Below are 16397 nucleotides of genomic sequence, written 5' to 3' on the forward strand. Positions count from 1 at the left end.
GCCTTCGGCCGCGCGGAACGACTGCCATCCCCTTCGCGCCCGTCCCGGTCGGTACCGGGCTGCCGCCTGCGGGCCACGACCGTGCTGCCCCTCCCGGCCAACTCGCCAACCCCGGATCACGACCTGGAAGGCCATCGCGATGGCGGTTTCCCCGCAGGGCTCCTCACTGGTGACGGCGCGTGGCGGTGTGCCGGTCGTCGGACATCTTCCGCGCCTCGTTCGCGACCCGTTGGGGTTCGTCCAGTCGCTTCGCCCGCAGGGCGATGTGGTGCGCGTCCGACTCGGCACCAAGTCGGTGTACGTGGTGAACCACCCTGATCTGATCCAACAGCTCTTCATGACCGACGCCCGCCATTTCGACAAGGGGCGTTTCTTCGAGAAGCTCAGGGCGATGACCGGCAACGGGATCGGCAACTCGAAGGGGGACTTCCACCTCCGTCAGCGTCGACTGATGCAACCGGCCTTCCACCGGCAGCGGATCTCCGGGTACGTCGATCTCATGCGGGAGCAGATGGAAGCGCTGACTTCGCAGTGGGAGGACGGTCGGAGCGTGTCCGTGAACGGCCAGATGCTGGACACGGCGTACACCGTCGTCACCAAGGCGATGTTCGCTTCCGACGTCGCCGTCGGAGCCGTCGACGTGGTGCGGGAGACGATGCCGGTGCTGATGGCCGGTGTGGCTGTCCGGACGCTCTCGCCCACCGACCTGGTGGAGCGCCTGCCACTGAGGTCCAACCGGGATTTCGACCGGGCCAACCGCCGTCTGCACGACATGATCGACCAAGTCATCGCTCACTACCGGACGCACGGACGCGCCGGCGACGACCTGCTGTCCACGTTGATGGCGGCGCGGGACGAGCGGACGAACGAGGCGATGACGGACCAGCAGGTCCACGACGAACTCATGACCATCATGATCGCCGGGACCGAGACGATCGCGTCCGTGCTGGCGTGGATGGTCTACGAGGTGGCCCGCCGCCCCGAGGTGCAGCAGCGGGTCCACGCGGAACTGGACGGTTCGATCGGTGGGCGACCTGTCACCGCGTCGGACCTCAACGGACTGGTGTACTGCCGGCAGGTGGCCACAGAGGCGCTGCGCAGGCACAACCCGGCTTGGCTGTTGACCAGGCGGTGCACGACCTCGACCACGCTGGGCGGTCACGGGTTCCCCGCGGGGACCGAGTTCCTGATCAGCCCCACCACGATGCACCGGGACCCCGGACTGTACCCGCGACCGTACGCGTTCGACCCGGATCGATGGGCCGCTGACCGGGTCGGCAGCATTTCCCGCAATGCCTACATGCCGTTCGGTGCCGGCGTGCACAAGTGCATCGGGGAAGCATTCGTCCAAACCGAACTGATGGTGGCGTTGGCGACGATCATGGGTGGGTGGCGACTTCGTCCGGCCTCGCCCGACGCCGTGCGGGAAGTGGTGCGGGCGACCACCAGGCCCAGTGAAATAGTGCTCATCCCGACAGTTCGGGTGCGGGGCGGTGGGTCTTGATTCCGAAGGACCCGAATCGGTTGAAGGAAATGCGGAAGGCGATCGGCGTGACACGTGTGGAAGATTTGCGCGACAGCGCGATGCGCAGCTTCGGGATCGATGATTCGCAGATCCCGACGTCGCGGGCGCGGTTTACCGCGGAGGCGCACGAGAACGTCAAGGAGTGGGCCTCCCGGTTCGGACTCATTTCCGGTCCGGATCAGCTCCGCGCGTTTGACGACCTGGCTTACACGGCTCTTTTCGCGCGCGGTTGCCCGCACGCGACACTGGAAGACCTCACGCTTTTCTCGCAGTGGTTCGCGGTCTTGTTCTTCCTGGACGACCAGCAGGACATCGCTGTGTTCACCGGCCGGAGCGGGTCGTTCGCAGCGCTCCAGGACGAACTGGGCGACATCCTGCTCCAAGGCGGCACAGGAGCGAACGAGGATGGCATCGGACTGCCGGCCGCGGTCGCCGACCTGTGTCGGCGCACACGACCGGTCGTGTCCGACAGGTGGTGGAATCGGTTCACCGCCCACGCCGAGTCGGTCTTCGCCGCCCAGCGCGCGGAGAACAGGCACCGCCTGGAGGGCACCGTTCCGTCGGTCGGTGAGTTCATCACGATGCGTCGCGAGGCCAGTACGGTCGAGATCTGCTTCGACCTCATCGAGGCGTGTGAGCGAGGCCGGTTCCCGAACGCCGTCAGGTACAGCCCGGCCGCCCGCGACTACGTCGCAGCCCTCAACGACTTCACGACATGGACCAACGACCTGTTCGGGGTCGAACGGGATGCCGCCAACGCCGACCCGAACAACTACGTGCTGGTCCGTCAGCACGCGGACGGGTGCGACCGCCAACACGCCGTAAAGACCGCGACGGAGGACGTCCGTCGACTGTTCGGAACACTGGCGGAACTGAGGCGGCGGGTCGAGGACACCGCGTTCGCCCTGGGGTTCGACGAGGAGGTGCGAGGAGGTGTCCGCCGGGTCCTCGACGGGTGGTACGCGTGGGCGGTGCACGTGCCGCTGTCCTACCTCGCGGAGAACAGTCGGCTGATCAAGATGGACGAGGTCCCGAGCGGGACGCCGCCGAGGTTCACCGAGGACGTGTTGCCGGACGGGCGCGTGGTGGAGCGAACCCCGTGATGAACGCGGTCCTTCACTGCTGCGATTGTTCTGCGGCGTGACCCGTCGTCGCGAGCACGCGCGGGACGAGGGTGCCTGTCGACAGCGGAGGCGCGCTTCCCCTGAACCGGCACGTCCTCGTGACCGGTAGCGTGGTGGTCGGGCGCCCGCGTCGCCGCGCTCGGCGTCGTTGTCGCCGGTGGGGCCCGATCGCGGCTCGGGGTGTGGCACAGCGGCCCGGCGACCGCGTGTACGTCGACACCTCGCACAACGGGACCCGCAGGTTCTGTTCGACCGCGTGCCGGAACCGCGTGAAGACCGCGGCGTTGCTCTACGCGTGAACCCGAGGCCCATCCCGCCGCGATGATCCCGGGGCGTCCTGCGGCGGGTGCCGTTGACCTAGGCTCTTCGGGTGAGCGTCTCCCTGTACTACTCCGCCCGCCGCCCCGCCCCGCTGACCGAGGCCGAGCAGGCCGAGGTGGCGCGCATCGTCGCGATCCGCCACGAGTCGTTCCCCTACGACGACGAGGAGAGCCTCTACCTCTACGACCGGCTCGACGGCGGCGAGGTGCTGGCGGGGTCCACCAAGATGCCGTTCGACCCGGGGCACCTGATGCCGGTCGTCGCGCACGTGCTCGACTCCCTCACCGGACTGCGCCGCGCGCTCCCGGACGCCGAGTGGCGGGTGCACCTGGACGACCTCGACGTCGAGTGGGACGAGGAGAAGGGGTACGAGCTGCCTGGCATGCGGGACCCGGACCTCATCGCCGAACTGGGCGGGCTCTGAACTCGGCGGGCTCTGAACTCGGTGGCTTGGCCTCAGCCGGCTCCGGCCGGCTGCGCGTTGCCGAAGTCCGTTCGGGATCAGCGCCTCGGTGGGGGACGGCCGAACCGGTCCGGCGAACCGCCCGTCCACCAGCGGCGACAGCTCCGCGATTCCACGTGGTGGCGAAGTGACGGGGCCTCATGTAGCGTGTTGTTACGCTGAGTGTTCCCCTGGTTCCGCTCCGGGTAGCGTGGGGAGGACTCGCGCAGTCGACACTGGAGTCCTTGCCGATGACGGTGCTCTGGGGTGTTTCGTTCGACGCGACCCCGCTGTCCGGCGTCGTCGTCGAGTTCCTGAAGACCGCCCGCCACCTGAGGGGCGGCAACCGCTACCGCGTCCACCTCGACCTCGGCTATGACATCAAGGCCGACAAGAACGCGTTCTTCCGCCCCTACCGCGACGAGGCCGCGCTCCTCCCGGACTGGGTCGTCCTGGACCGGGTAGCCGGTCTGGAGGACGTGCCCGGTTACGACCGCGCGTTCGTCGGGCGGGTGCTGACCGAGGTGGTGCAGAACGACGACCCTGCGCTGTTGGAGCAGGTCGGACGGATCGCCGCTGACATCGCCGACCGCATCGAGGAGACCTGGGAACGCCTCGGCGTGACCCTCGTCGTCGTGGAGAACGGCACGCTGCCGGAGAACATCACCTACACCAGGGCGCTCTACCGGGCGATCGAGCGCTACGGCGCGCGCCACCGGCTCGGCCGGTTCGTCCTGTGGCGCGACCACGACCTGATGTGGCAGAGCGAACCCGGCGCGGCCAAGTACGGGCGGTTCCCGTACCCGGCGACGCCCGCGCCCCGGAACTCGCCGCACGTCCACTACTTCGCGCTGCACGAGCAGGCCAGGGCCCGCACCCTGGAGTGGGTGCCGGACCTGGCGCACATCGACGTCCTGCCCAACACGTTCACCTGCCGCACCGCCGAGGTGGACGGGCACAACGCCGCGTTCCGGCGCGACCACGGCATCCCCGGGAACGCCGCGCTGCTGGCCCGGATCACCCGGATCATCCCGCAGAAGCGCGTCGACCGGGACGTCCACCTGCTGGCGATGCTGGCCGACCGGCTCGACGCCTACCTGTTCGTCGCGGGCGACGTGGGCGAGGCGCCGGGGGAGCACGCCCGGTTGGCGGACCTCGCCTCCCGGCTGGGGGTGCGCGAGCGCGTCGTGTTCGGCGGGTGGCTGACGCCGTACGACACGCGGCTGGAGGGGCGCTACTCGGTCCGCGACCTGCTCGCGCACGCCGACCTGGTGACCTTCCTGACCTCCTACGACTACGAGAGCTACGGAAACCCGATCAGCGAGGCCGTCGCCTCCGGCACGCCCTACGCCACCAGCCGGTACGAGCTGTACGACGCCGTGTACGGCGACCGCGGTTTCCGGGCGCCGGTGCTGGACGTCCGCGTCCACGACCTGCCGACGCGCGCGTTCGCCGACGAGGTGGCGGAGCTGATCACGGACGAGGGGAAGCGAGGGGAAGTGGTCGACTCCAACCGGGAAGCGGGCGAGGCGCTGTTCGGCGAGGGGGTCGCGGCCGGCCTGCTGGACCGCCTCTACCCACCGCCGATGAAGCCCCGCGCGCGGATGAGCGTCGTGCTGCCGGTCTACAACGAGGCCGCCAACCTCGACGAGGTGCTGCGCACGCTGCACGACCAGCGCGACGGCGACGGCCCGCTGGACAAGGACCTCTACGAGGTGGTGCTGGTCGACAACAACTCGACCGACGACACCGTCGCCATCGCACGCGCGTTCGCCGCCGCGCACCCCGACCTGGCCGTGCACGTGATACACGAGCCCGAGCAGGGCGTGTCGTGCGCACGCCGCGCCGGCATGGAGTTCGCGGCCACGCGCAGCCGCAACCGGCCCGGGACCGACGTCGGGGAGCGCTTCTACCTGGTCTCCGCCGACGCCGACTGCCGCGTGGACCCGCACTGGCTGGCCGAGCTGCTGGCGGCGATGGAGACCTCCAAGGCCGCCATCGCCGTGTGCGACTACTACTACGACCCCGACCACTTCACCGGCCGACCGCGGCTGTGGGACGCGATCCAGCGGACCCTGCGGTGCCGCGCCGTGACGTTCTCCCTGTTCGGGGGCTTCCCGGACGGCAAGGGGTTCGCCGTGGACCGCGACGCCTACGAGCGGGTCGGCGGCATCGAGGTCTTCTACCAGCTCCAGGACGGGAAGTTCGTCAACCACCTGTCCGACGACTGGGACTTCGGGATCAAGGTGGCGAACGCGGGCGGCCCCGTCACCTACGCGCCCCGCTCCCGGGTGGAGATCAACCCGCGGCGCATCGACCACGCGATCGACGAGGTCGTCACCGGCCGCGCGTACGGGTCGGACGGCATCATCGTCATGCGCGACATCCGCCCGCAGCCGCCCGCCACCGCCGGCGACGACCTGACCGAGGAGCAGGCTCGGCTCGCGTGGGACTTCTCGATCAAGGACTTCACGCCCAAGAACACGATCCTGCCGGTGCTGCTCACGCCGTCGCTGCTGGAGGACGAGCCGGTCGTCGCGTTCTTCGGACCCGACCTCGCCGCGCGCCTCGGCCGGCGCATCGCCGAGATCCGCGACGAGATGCGCGTGACCGACTTCGCGCCGATCCACTCCTACAAGACGCCGTCGTACCGCCTCTACCTGGAGTTCGCGGACGACATCCTCGCCCGGCTGCGGCTGCACGTCGGCGAGGACATCGGGTTCCCGCCGCCGCTGCCGCCGTGCTTCCGGGACGTGCCACCCGAGCGGTTCACCGAGTTCGTCCGCTACTACTGCGAGGACCGGGAATCGGGCGAGGCGCACAACTACTTCGGCAACGGAGGGGTGTTCTGATGACGCTGACCTACGAGCAGGCCGTCGACTCCCTGCACGTGCTCGACTCCGCGTGGCCGCGCCCGGCGGTGCTCGACGCCCTGGGCGCCCCGGCGAACCGGCACCTGCTGGACTACGTCAAGGAGGACCCGTTCGGGGCGCACGTGTTCCCCGGCAACGTGCCCGGCCACGCGCCCGAGGCGTTCCTCGCCGACCTCGACGCGCAGCTGCCGACCAGCGGCCCGATCCACCTGTGGTCCTACATCCCCACCTGCGCCTACCGGTGCCGCTTCTGCCAGTACCCGGTGGTCGTGGTCAAGGGCGGCCCGGAGGTCACCCGCGAGCGGGCGGCGCACTGGGTGGACCTCAACATCGCCGAGGCCCGGTTGTGGCTGGCCGCCGTACCGAACCTGGCGCGCGCCGAGGTCGGCGAGTTCAACGTCTTCGGCGGCACGCCGTCGATGCTCCCCGAACCGGAGATCCGCCGCCTGCTGGACTTCTACCGCGAGAACTTCGGCTTCACGACGGGCACCACGGTCCGCTTCGAAGGCGACCCGAGCACGTTCACGCAACCGAAGCTGGAGCTGCTGCGCGAACTGGGCTGCACCAAGCTGTCGAGCGGCGTGCAGTCGTTCGACGACCACGTGCTGCGCGAGAGCGGTCGCGAGCACACGGCGGACATGTGCGTGGACTTCGTGCGCAACGCCCTGGCGGCCGGGTTCGAGTGGGTCAGCATCGATCTGATGTACGGCCTGCTGGACCAGACCCTCGACAGCGTCCGCCGCGACCTCGACGTCGTGCTGGAGAACGAGGTGCCGGCGGTCGTGTGCACCAAGCTGCACCTGGCGTCCTACGCGGACTCGCGCACCGGGGTGACGGGGGAGAAGCCCGCCGCGTGGCAGCTCCCGGAGTACCGCGACCGCCTGGTCCGCAAGGGGCACCGCTGGCCGACGCTGGGCGAGCAGTACCAGATGCGGGAGGTGCTGACCGACGGCCTGCGCGCCCACGGGTACACAGAGCACCCGACGATGTACTTCGCGCGCGACGGCCTCGGTCCGGAGAAGTGGAAGTCCATCATGGTCGACCAGGACCGGCAGGAGCCCGAGGTGGCGATCGGGCTGGGCGGCAGTTCCAGCTGCCGCGCCTCGGAGGCCATCACGGACGTGAACTCGAAGCGGTACGCCGAGACCGTCGCCGCGGGCCGCATCCCGCTGGGCTCCGCGACCCGCTTCACGCCGGAGGGGCAGGAGTCGCGCGCGGTGAAGATGGCCCTGTCCACCCTCCAGCCGCTCGACGACGCCGTGCACGGACGCCGCTTCCCCGGCCGCTCGCTGTTCGCCGAACCGTGGCTGGGCCGCTTCCGCTCGCTGGAAGCGCGCGGCCTGGTCCGGCTGGACCAGGCCGCGCGCACCGTCGCGCTCACCCGGGACGGGGAAGTGCTGGTCGAGGCGATCATCAACACCGAGTGGTAACGGTGAAGAATGCGGGACCACGAATTCCCGGCCGGTGCCCGAGCCGAAACGGACGTACTTCCAAAAGGGGAAGCGGTTCGCGGCGGGGGCGTTCCCGTGATGAGGCGGATTTCCCGGATCAGATGTGGTCGATGAAGAGCAGGTCGGTCGGCTGGTGGATGACACAACCGTCCGGGTCTTCCTGGCCCGGGTGGCGGTGGCACACCATGGTGCGCCAGTAGAGGACGCCCCACGTATCGGGCCGCCCCACGTTCTTGAGGTTGTTCCACCCCTCTTCGGGCATGGGGTACTGGCCGGACGACTTCGTGAAGTTCTTGTACGACCCCCGCGCCGTGTCGGTGTCGTACGGCCACGAGGTGCTCGCGTTGCGGAGGGCCTCGTCGTTGAGCGCCGCCTCCGACGTCGCCCAGACGCCCAGGACCTCCAGGTCGATGGCCTGACCGGCGGCGATGGGGACCAGCCTCTTGGTGGTCGGGCGGTAGCACATGAGCCGGATGTTCAGCACCGGCGGGGCGTCGCTGCTGGTCACCTGGAGCGGCCCGGAGGCGCTGGACACGGGCACGTACCCGGACTCGCAGGGGTTCTCGGGGGTGGCGGCGAGGCGGCTCGCCTCCTGCGCGTGCGCGGCGGTGGCGGACGACGCCACGGCGACAGCGGCCAGGACGGCGAGCAGGATTCTCTTGACGATCACGTCGGCCTTCTTTGTTCAAGGATTCCGAACGGGGTCGCCAAGAAATACCCGCTGTCGTCGGGAAGCGAATTGCTCATCTCCCCGAGAAAGCGGGCACGTCACCGGTCCCCCCGTATTGCATTCACCACGGAACCAGAGCCGAGTCCTCGTCGCAATAGCCCGAACGGTCACGGCGGGTCGGCCGGAAGTCGGTAGTGAACGATTTCGGGCGGAACGTACAGGCTCGCCCGGGAAACGTCCACGTGATTTCCGCGGCGTGGTGCGCGCCACGGTCGGCGCGGCCCGCGCGCGGCCTAAGGCACGATCGAGTCCACGTAACCGCCGTCCACCCGCACCGCCGCGCCCGTGGTCGCCGACGCCAAGGGGGACGCCAGGTAGGTGCAGAGGTTCGCGATCTCCTCCGGTTCGATCAGCCGCCCCAGGAGGGACTGCGGGCGGTGCAGGCGCATGAACTCGCGCTGCGCCTCGTCCCACGGCAACGACCTGTCGACCAACTGGTAGACGAAGTCCTCCACGCCGCCGGTGTGGGTGGGGCCCGCCAGCACGCAGTTCACCGTGACGCCGCTCGCCTTCGCCTCCTTGGCGAACCCCCGTGAGACCGCCAGCAGCGCGGTCTTCGACATGCCGTAGTGGACCATCTCCGCCGGGATGACGACGGCCGAGTCGCTGGCGATGTACTGGACGCGCCCCCAGCCCCGGTCGCGCATGCCGGGCAGGAACGTGCGGGTCAGGCGGACGGCGGCCAGCACGTTGACCTCGAAGTAGCGCCGCCACTCGTCGTCGCTGATCTCCAGGACGGGCTGCGCGCCGAAGATGCCCACGTTGTTCACCAGCACGTCCACCTCGGGGAGCGTCGACGCCAGCGCCTCGGCCCCCTCGGCCGTGGACACGTCCGCCGGGGCGGCGACCAGGTCGGCGTCGGGGGCGGCGGACCGGATGCGCGCCACGGCCTCCTCCACGGCGTCCGGCTTGCGGCCGTTGACCGCCACCCGCGCGCCCGCGCGGGCGAGGCCCGTCGCGATGGCCTCACCGATGCCCTGCGTCGAACCCGTGACCAGCGCCGTCTTCCCGCTCAGATCGAGGTGCATGGGGCCATGATCGCTCAGGCGGCGCAACGCCGCCGTGCGCGGACGTGTGCTCGGCGGGCCGGCTATCCTGCCGGGATGGCGGCGGAACGGCGTCCCGGGCACGTCTTCCTGTCCTACGTCCGGGAGGACTCGGAGCGGGTGGACCGCCTCCAGCGCGCGCTGGAGGCGGAGGACGTGCCGGTCTGGCGCGACATCGGCAGCCTGTGGCCGGGGCAGGACTGGAAGCTGGAGATCGCCGACGCGATCGGGCACGGCAGCTTCGCCTTCCTCGCGTGTTTCTCCGAGCACAGCGCTGCGCGGGGCAGGTCGTACCAGAACGAGGAGTTGGTGCTCGCGGTCGAGCAGATGCGGCTCCGGCGTCCCGGGCAGCCGTGGCTCATCCCGGTGCGGTTCGCGCCCGTCGCCCTCCCCGCCTTCCCGCTCGGAGCGGGCCGGCTGCTCAGCGACCTGCACGGGGTCGACCTGTTCGGCGGTGACGACGAGGTCCGGGTCGGTCGCTTGGTGGGCGCGGTCAAGTCGATCCTGCTGGCACAGGCGGCTACGGCGAACGACTGACACCACGACGACCGACACCACGACCGGCGCGACGCCGTTCTGCGACGGCCCGCAGACCGACGTCAGTCGCGGGAGAGCGGCCTCATGTCCCAGAGGTACAGCACGCCCTCGTGGTCCCCGACGGCCAGTACGGTCCCGTCACGGTTGAACGCGATGCTCGTGATCCTGGACGAGCCGTGGCCTATCTCCACGGCGGGTGACGCTTCGTCGACCGTCGTGCTCCCCGAGCCCACGTGCACGTTGTGCAGTTGGAGCGTCCGGCCGGAACCCACGGCGAACAGCCTGCCGTCGGGCCGGAAGGCGACGACGAGTTCGGAGTGGGAGTAGTCGGATTCGAGCATCGAGGCCACCCGCTTCTCGGTGCGCACGTCCCACACCTCCACGACGTGCTTCTCCGGGTCGACCGATTCCTGCCTGGTCGCGACGAGCACGGTGCCGTCGGGGCTGAGCATCGTCGGACGGGACGACTCGGCGAACTCGTGCAGCACCTTCGCCGACGTCGCGTCCCACACGACGACCCCGCGCGTTCCGCTCACGTCGGTCCGCAACCCGCAGCTGATCACGTGCCGGTCGGCGTCGAACACCACGGCGTCGACGATGTGCGGTGCGGTGGTGACCCCGACGGACTCGGGCGCGGTCACGTCCCACGTCTCCAGCCTGCCGCTGCCGCTGCCGCCCACGACGCGGTCGGTGTCGGGGGCGAACGCGAACCACATCAGGTTGTCCGTCGGGAGGGCGTCGCTGCTGCGGAACGAGGACACGTCCCAGAAGCGGACCTGAGAGTTCGAGGTCCCGGTCGCCAGGTACTGGCCGTCCGGGCTGAACGCCACCGGCGCCGCCCCACCGGTGAGGATCTGCACCCGCTGCCGGTCGGCGACGCTCCACAGCCTGGTGGTGCCCTCGATGGTCTCGTTCCCGCCGGTGGCGACGAGCCTGCCGTCCGGGCTGAAGTCGATCGCGGCGACGCCCCGCAGGCCCCAGTGATCGGTCGTCCACTGCCTGAGGTTGCCCAACTCCACCACGTGCGACGCGTTCGCGTTCCGCAGCGGCACGTCGAGTTGATCCGACCGCCCGGCCGCGGTGGAACTCAGGTAGACGAGTGCCGCTCCGGCCGTGGTGGAGAGCAGTCGTCGACGCGTCAGCAGGCGCGACGGCCGTTCCGATTCCAGGGCGTAGACCACCACGCGCACGAGTTGGGCGATCCCCTCGTCCCAGTTCTCCTCGAAGAGGTCGATCCGCTGGAGCGATTCCAGGCTCTTGCCGGCACCGAGGTCGAAAGGGGGCAGGGTGCACTCGGCGAACCTGACCGGGATTATCCAGGGGTGCCCCGGTCGGCGCATGCGCATCTGCTCGACGGCCTGGTTCAGCTCCTCGTGCTGGTAGGAGATCTGCCGCTTCTCGCTGACCTCGGAGAAGCACGCGAGGAATACCAGGCTGTCGGCGCTGATGGCCCGGCGGATCTCGATCTTCCAGTCCTGACCGGGCCACAGGTCGCGGGTGTCCCGCCACACGTTCACACCGGCGGCTTCGAGTGCGCGCTGGAGGCGATCGGCGCGTGCGGTGTCCTCCCGGACGTAGGAGATGAACGCGTGTCCGGGTGGACGCCTCACCTCGATCGATTCCACCTGCGCAGCCTAGGGCGGGGGGAGAAGTCGTCGAAAGATCCCTTCGAGTGCCGTCACGGCCGCAAAAGTGCGGATTCGCGTTGTTCTCATGCGAATCGAGAGGCGGCGCGTGATTGTCCTTTCACGAGTACAAAGCGCCCAGGAATTCCACCAGGAGGCGTTCGCGCAGTCGTGGGGAGGCGGCGGCGAGCAGGGTGTTCACCGTCGCCATGCGGTCCGGCAGCCCGGCGTCGCCGGTCATGCCCGCTGCGGCGAGCAGCCCGCCGAACTCGTCCGGGGTCAGCGTGTCGGGGTCGAGGGAGCCGATGAAGGCGACGACCTCCGGCGCGACCCGCACCGGACCGGCCGCGACGGCGGCGGCGACCGAGTCGCGCAGGTCGGCCAGCAGTTCGTCCTCGTGGCCCGCGTTGGCCGCCGTCACCGTGAGGTGCAGGTTGGCGGGGGAGGCGCCGAACGCGAACTGGGGCTGCACGTACCAGTTCCGCGCCTTCATCTCGTCGGCCACGGTGAACACGTCGAAGTCGTCGCGGGACGCGGTGACCGCCAGCAGGGTGGACACCGGGTCGCCCAACACGCGCAGGCCGTCGATCTTCTCCACGCCCTCCCGCAGCACGCGGGCGCTCGACAGGGCGGCCTGCGCCAGCGACCGGTACCCGTCGTCACCGACGTGCCGCAGCACCGCCCACGCCGCCGCCAGCGGACCACCTGAACGAGTGGACTGCGTCGTCGAGTTGAGCATCGTGTAACCGGGCCACGCCGCGCTCGCGAAGTACTGCGACCGCCGCAGGTCGGCCGACGCGTGCAGCAGCACGGACGTCCCCTTCGGCGCGTACGCGTACTTGTGCAGGTCCACCGACAGGCTCGTCACCCCCGGCACGGACAGGTCGAACGGCTCGACGTCCGCCGCGAACGGCAGCACCCACCCGCCGATGCACGCGTCCACGTGGCACCGGACCCCGGCGGACGCCGCGATGCCCGCGATCTCGGCCACCGGGTCCACCACGCCGTGCGCGTACGACGGCGCGCTCGCCACCACCAGCACGGTCGACGCATCGATCGCCGCCGCCATCGCCGACGGCACCGCCCGGTAGGTCACCGGGTCCACCGGCACCGACACGACCCGCAACCCGAAGTAGTGCGCGGCCTTGTGGAACGCCGCGTGCGCCGTCTCCGGCAGCACGATCGACGGTTCCCGCACGTCGGGCCGGGCGTCGCGGGCCGCCACGACCGCCAGCAGGCAGGACTCGGTGCCGCCGGAGGTCACCGTGCCGACCGTGGCGTCGGTGCCGCCCAGCAGGCGGGCCGCGGTGCGCACCACGTCGTTCTCCAGCCGCAGCAGGCTCGGGAACGCCGTGGGGTCGAGCCCGTTCACCGACGAGGCCAGCGCGTGCGCGGAGGCCGCCAGCTCGTCCAGGCCGGGCACCGCGCTGTCGTAGACGTAGGCGAGCGTGCGACCGCCGTGCGTGGGCAGGTCGCCCTCGCGCAGCGCGCGCAGCTCGGCCAGGACGGACTCCGCCGACGTCATGCGGACCTCTCTTCACGCAGCAGGGGCAGTGCCGCGACGGCCAGCACGGCCGGGATCGCGGTGAAACCGAGCAGCGCGGCGGTCACCGCGCCGGAGGGCTGAGCGGCCGACCCGTCGGTGCTCGCGACGTACCCGCCGAGCGCCAGCACGAGCCCGTACACGCCGGGGCCGAGTGCCAGGCCCAGGGTCTCGCCGGCCGTCCAGACGCCGGAGAACAGGCCGGCCCTGGTCGCGCCGACGCGCCGCTCCTCGGCGGTGATCACGTCCGGCAGCATGGCCAGCGGGAACACCTGCATGCCCGCGTACCCGACGCCGACCACGGCCATCAGCGCGAGCACCGCGCCGACCGGCAGCACCCGGGAGAACAGCAGGCCGAGCACGGCGACCGCGAACAGCAGCGACGCGGCCACCAGCCCGACCCGCTTGCCCCACCGCGCGCCCACCCGCTGCCACAGCGGCATGACCAGCAGGGCCGGTCCGACGAACCCGGCGAACAGCAGCGTCTGCAACGACCGGTCGCCCAGCACGAGCCGCGCGAAGTAGTCGACGCCCGCGAGCATCGTGCCCAGCCCGACGGCCTGCACCACGAACACCGCCAGGAGCAGCCGGAACGGCCGCGAACCGCGCACCGCCGCCCACAGCTCCCCGAACGACGCCGACGACGCGACCCGCCGCGACACCGGCACCCCGCGCGTGCCCACGTACGTCACGACCGTGCCCAGCACCATCAGCGCCGCCACCGACGCGCCCATCCCGGGGTAGCCGAGCAGGTCGCGCACGGCGGGCGCACCCGCGCCGCTGACCAGGATCGCCAGCGCCAGGAACGCCATCCGCCACGCCATCAGCCGGGTGCGCTCGTCGTAGTCGTCGGTGATCTCGGCGGCCATCGCCACGTACGGCACCTGGAAGAACGCGTACGCCGTCGCGCACAGCAGGAACACCAGCGCCACGTACACCGCCGCGCCCGTGCCCGTGAACGGCCCGGCGAACAGCAGCGCGAACAGCACCGCCGTGGCCAGCCCGCCGCGCAGCAGGAACGGCCGCCGCACGCCCGCCGCGTCGCTGATCCGGCCGGCGACGGGGTTGAACAGCACGTCCCACGCCTTCGGCACCAGCACGAGCAGCCCCGCGACGGCGGCGGGCACGGCGAGGCCGTCGGTCAGGTAGGGCAGCAGGAGCAGCCCGGGCACGGTGCCGAACGCGCCGGTCACGAAGGACCCGGTCGCGTAACCGGCCCGGACCCCGCCGGTGACACCGCTGATCTGCCGCATAGGCGGAAGATCTTCGCATTCGACGGCCGTGGAAGCGAGCACCACTTCGGGAGCCCGGACGGTGGGACGCGCTCCCCGTCGGAGAGAGGCCTGACGCCGCGGCAGGTCAGGTCACGACGGACGCCCGTTACAGGCGTCTCCGGATGGTCCTCCACAGTGGCACAGCCATCTCAGCCAGTGCACTGACCGGCCACTCCGTAGTGGGCGACGAGTGCGCCGAAGTCCTTGCCCCGTCGTCTGGGGGCGCGGTCGACCAGGGTCCTCATGGTCTTCACCGCCAGCGGCTGGCGGCGAACCCAGTCAGGAGCCAGTCGACGCCCTTCGGCGAGGTAGGCGAGCGCCAACCGGTCCTGGCGCAGTCGGGAAGCCGCGTGAGCCAGGTGCAGCCGGTGACCCGCCTCCCAGAAAGCGGGCACGGCACCGTGCGCCTTGGGCACCCGCTCGGCGAGCCGCAGTGCCTTTTCATGATCTCCCAGGCGCATGGTGTGGTCGATGAGCTGGAACGCGGCTACGCGCGGGCCGAAGATCGCCGCTTCACTCGCGCTGTCGCGTCCTGCTCGGACAGCGACGGCCTGCGCTATCGCCAAGAGGTCGTCCGCGCGGCCCTCGTTGCCGGATCGCAGGGCCGCGCTGGCCGCGTTGAAGATCAGGTTGCCGAACACGCCGGCGCGCTCCGGAGTCCGGTCGAGCATCCGCGGTTCGATCTGCTCGGCGGCGCGGACGGCAACCTGCTCGGCATCTGCGGTGCGCCGTTGTCTGACCAGTGTCCACGCGAGGTAGCGGAGCGAGACAGCCGTCTCCATTTCGATGTTGTCGGACTCCCTCGCAGCGGCCAAGGCGCGTTCGGCGGACGTCCAGGCGAGATCTTCAAGCTCGAACCGTCCGACGAGACCGGCGCCCAGGCGGTAGGCCGTCGACAGGATGCGGTGCGCCACAGCGTTGTCGTCACCGGATGTGCTGTGCACGAGTCGGCGTGCGTCCACGAACAGCGCCGGCAGCAGGTGCAGCAACGTCGTGTGGTGGCCGTCCACGTAGGCCCGCCAAGCTTCGTGGGCCGTCACCGCCAAGGTGGCTGGGGCCTCCAGTTCGGAGGACTCCGCGAAGTCGGACAAGCCGGGAATGGCGGAGGTGGCGGTGATCGCCCGGCGCAGGGTCGCGATGCCCTGGACATCCCGCTTCTCGTCGGCGGAAGCGAGGCCCAACAAGGACTCGGTGGAGACGCCGAGCGCTTTCGCCAGCTTGGCGACGGTGGACGGACGAGTCATGCGGGTTTCGCCGCGTTCGACGCGCCCCACCGTGTCCACCCCGACATCAGCCGCTGCGGCCAGTTCTTCCTGCGAGAGGTCGCGTGCCTTCCTCAACCTGGGCAGGTTCTCCGAGAGCGCGTTGTGCATGGTTGCCTCCGGCTGCGGCTGGGTCAACGACGCCCTTGCACGGTGACGCGGTGGCCCGACTCGCACAAGACCAGTCCACCTGTCGTGACAGCGTCAAGAGCTGCCTCGATCCGGCGTGCCAGGATCGGTTTCACCAGATCCCGGGCGGCTCCCGGGGTGTAGAGGCCGACCGAGCGGATTTCGGGATCGGTCGGTTCGATCCCGGCCACCTCCTCCTCGGTGATCAATCCGCCGTCGAAGATGAATGCCAGCCCCTCGGGCATCGGTCCGTCGGTCGGCACGTAGTCGATGAGCAGGAGCCGTCCGAGCGGACGGTCGAGGTGAATCTCTTCGGCCACCTCGCGCACAGCCGTCCGCCAGGGTGCTTCGTCCGCGTCGACGGAACCACCGGGGATCTCCCAGGCCCTCTTGTACGTCGTCTCCACCAGGAGCACCCGGCCGACGCCATCCCTGAACAGGACGCCTGCGGACGTGCGCTTCCGGTTCAGCGAGGCGGCGTACTGCTCGAACGGTAGGAGGTCCACAACGCGAAA

14 protein-coding genes are annotated in these 16397 nt (G+C 70.3%); 7 read left to right on the top strand and 7 right to left on the bottom strand.

Annotation, left to right across the window (positions count from 1 at the left end):
* Positions 1-139: 139 nt before the first annotated feature.
* From J2S66_RS10235 to J2S66_RS10260, 6 genes are all read left to right on the top strand, one after another.
* Positions 140-1504, top strand: a complete 1365-nt coding sequence (locus J2S66_RS10235; RefSeq protein WP_310306604.1) for a cytochrome P450 — start codon at positions 140-142, stop codon at positions 1502-1504.
* A gap of 29 nt (positions 1505-1533) precedes the next feature.
* Positions 1534-2628, top strand: coding sequence for a terpene synthase family protein (locus J2S66_RS10240; RefSeq protein ID WP_310306606.1), 1095 nt, complete (start codon positions 1534-1536; stop codon positions 2626-2628).
* Between the two features lie 227 nt (positions 2629-2855).
* Positions 2856-2948 carry a CGNR zinc finger domain-containing protein gene (locus tag J2S66_RS10245; RefSeq protein WP_310314738.1) on the top strand — a complete coding sequence of 31 codons (93 nt, stop codon included), beginning with the start codon at positions 2856-2858 and terminating at the stop codon, positions 2946-2948.
* Between the two features lie 71 nt (positions 2949-3019).
* The gene (locus J2S66_RS10250) at positions 3020-3394 is read left to right on the top strand and encodes a hypothetical protein (RefSeq protein ID WP_310306609.1); all 375 of its coding nucleotides are present in this window, start codon (positions 3020-3022) and stop codon (positions 3392-3394) included.
* A gap of 269 nt (positions 3395-3663) precedes the next feature.
* Positions 3664-6264, top strand: coding sequence for a glycosyltransferase (locus J2S66_RS10255; RefSeq protein ID WP_310306611.1), 2601 nt, complete (start codon positions 3664-3666; stop codon positions 6262-6264).
* Positions 6264-7715: a radical SAM protein gene (locus J2S66_RS10260; RefSeq protein WP_310306612.1), complete on the top strand. Its 1452-nt coding sequence runs from the start codon at positions 6264-6266 to the stop codon at positions 7713-7715. Before J2S66_RS10255 ends, J2S66_RS10260 begins: the two co-directional genes overlap by 1 nt.
* Positions 7716-7833: 118 nt before the next feature.
* On the opposite strand, the gene J2S66_RS10265 is transcribed toward J2S66_RS10260, so the two are convergent.
* Both J2S66_RS10265 and J2S66_RS10270 read right to left on the bottom strand, forming a co-directional pair.
* Entirely contained in the window at positions 7834-8406 is a 573-nt protein-coding gene (locus tag J2S66_RS10265; protein ID WP_310306614.1) for a hypothetical protein, read from the bottom strand.
* A gap of 293 nt (positions 8407-8699) precedes the next feature.
* On the bottom strand, positions 8700-9494 hold the full coding sequence (locus tag J2S66_RS10270; protein WP_310306616.1) for an SDR family NAD(P)-dependent oxidoreductase: 795 nt from the start codon (positions 9492-9494) through the stop codon (positions 8700-8702).
* 75 nt (positions 9495-9569) lie between these two features.
* On the opposite strand from J2S66_RS10270, the gene J2S66_RS10275 reads away from it, so the two are divergent.
* On the top strand, positions 9570-10049 hold the full coding sequence (locus J2S66_RS10275; protein WP_310306618.1) for a toll/interleukin-1 receptor domain-containing protein: 480 nt from the start codon (positions 9570-9572) through the stop codon (positions 10047-10049).
* A 62-nt stretch (positions 10050-10111) separates the two neighbouring features.
* Here J2S66_RS10275 and J2S66_RS10280 read toward each other — a convergent pair whose 3' ends face one another.
* The 5 genes from J2S66_RS10280 to J2S66_RS10300 form a co-directional block, all read right to left on the bottom strand.
* Positions 10112-11674: a toll/interleukin-1 receptor domain-containing protein gene (locus tag J2S66_RS10280; RefSeq protein ID WP_310306620.1), complete on the bottom strand. Its 1563-nt coding sequence runs from the start codon at positions 11672-11674 to the stop codon at positions 10112-10114.
* Positions 11675-11795: 121 nt separating this feature from the next.
* A complete protein-coding gene (locus J2S66_RS10285) occupies positions 11796-13199 on the bottom strand; it encodes a pyridoxal phosphate-dependent decarboxylase family protein (RefSeq protein WP_310306622.1) in 1404 nt (467 codons plus the stop codon).
* Positions 13196-14461: an MFS transporter gene (locus J2S66_RS10290; RefSeq protein ID WP_374726192.1), complete on the bottom strand. Its 1266-nt coding sequence runs from the start codon at positions 14459-14461 to the stop codon at positions 13196-13198. Before J2S66_RS10290 ends, J2S66_RS10285 begins: the two co-directional genes overlap by 4 nt.
* A 179-nt stretch (positions 14462-14640) precedes the next feature.
* Complete coding sequence (locus J2S66_RS10295; protein ID WP_310306625.1) at positions 14641-15864, bottom strand: helix-turn-helix domain-containing protein; 1224 nt, start codon at positions 15862-15864, stop codon at positions 14641-14643.
* A 23-nt stretch (positions 15865-15887) separates the two neighbouring features.
* Entirely contained in the window at positions 15888-16388 is a 501-nt protein-coding gene (locus J2S66_RS10300; protein WP_310306627.1) for an NUDIX domain-containing protein, read from the bottom strand.
* Between the last annotated feature and the right edge of the window lie 9 nt (positions 16389-16397).

Origin of the sequence: Saccharothrix longispora, from assembly GCF_031455225.1 — a bacterium.
GTDB classification, from domain to species: domain Bacteria; phylum Actinomycetota; class Actinomycetes; order Mycobacteriales; family Pseudonocardiaceae; genus Actinosynnema; species Actinosynnema longispora.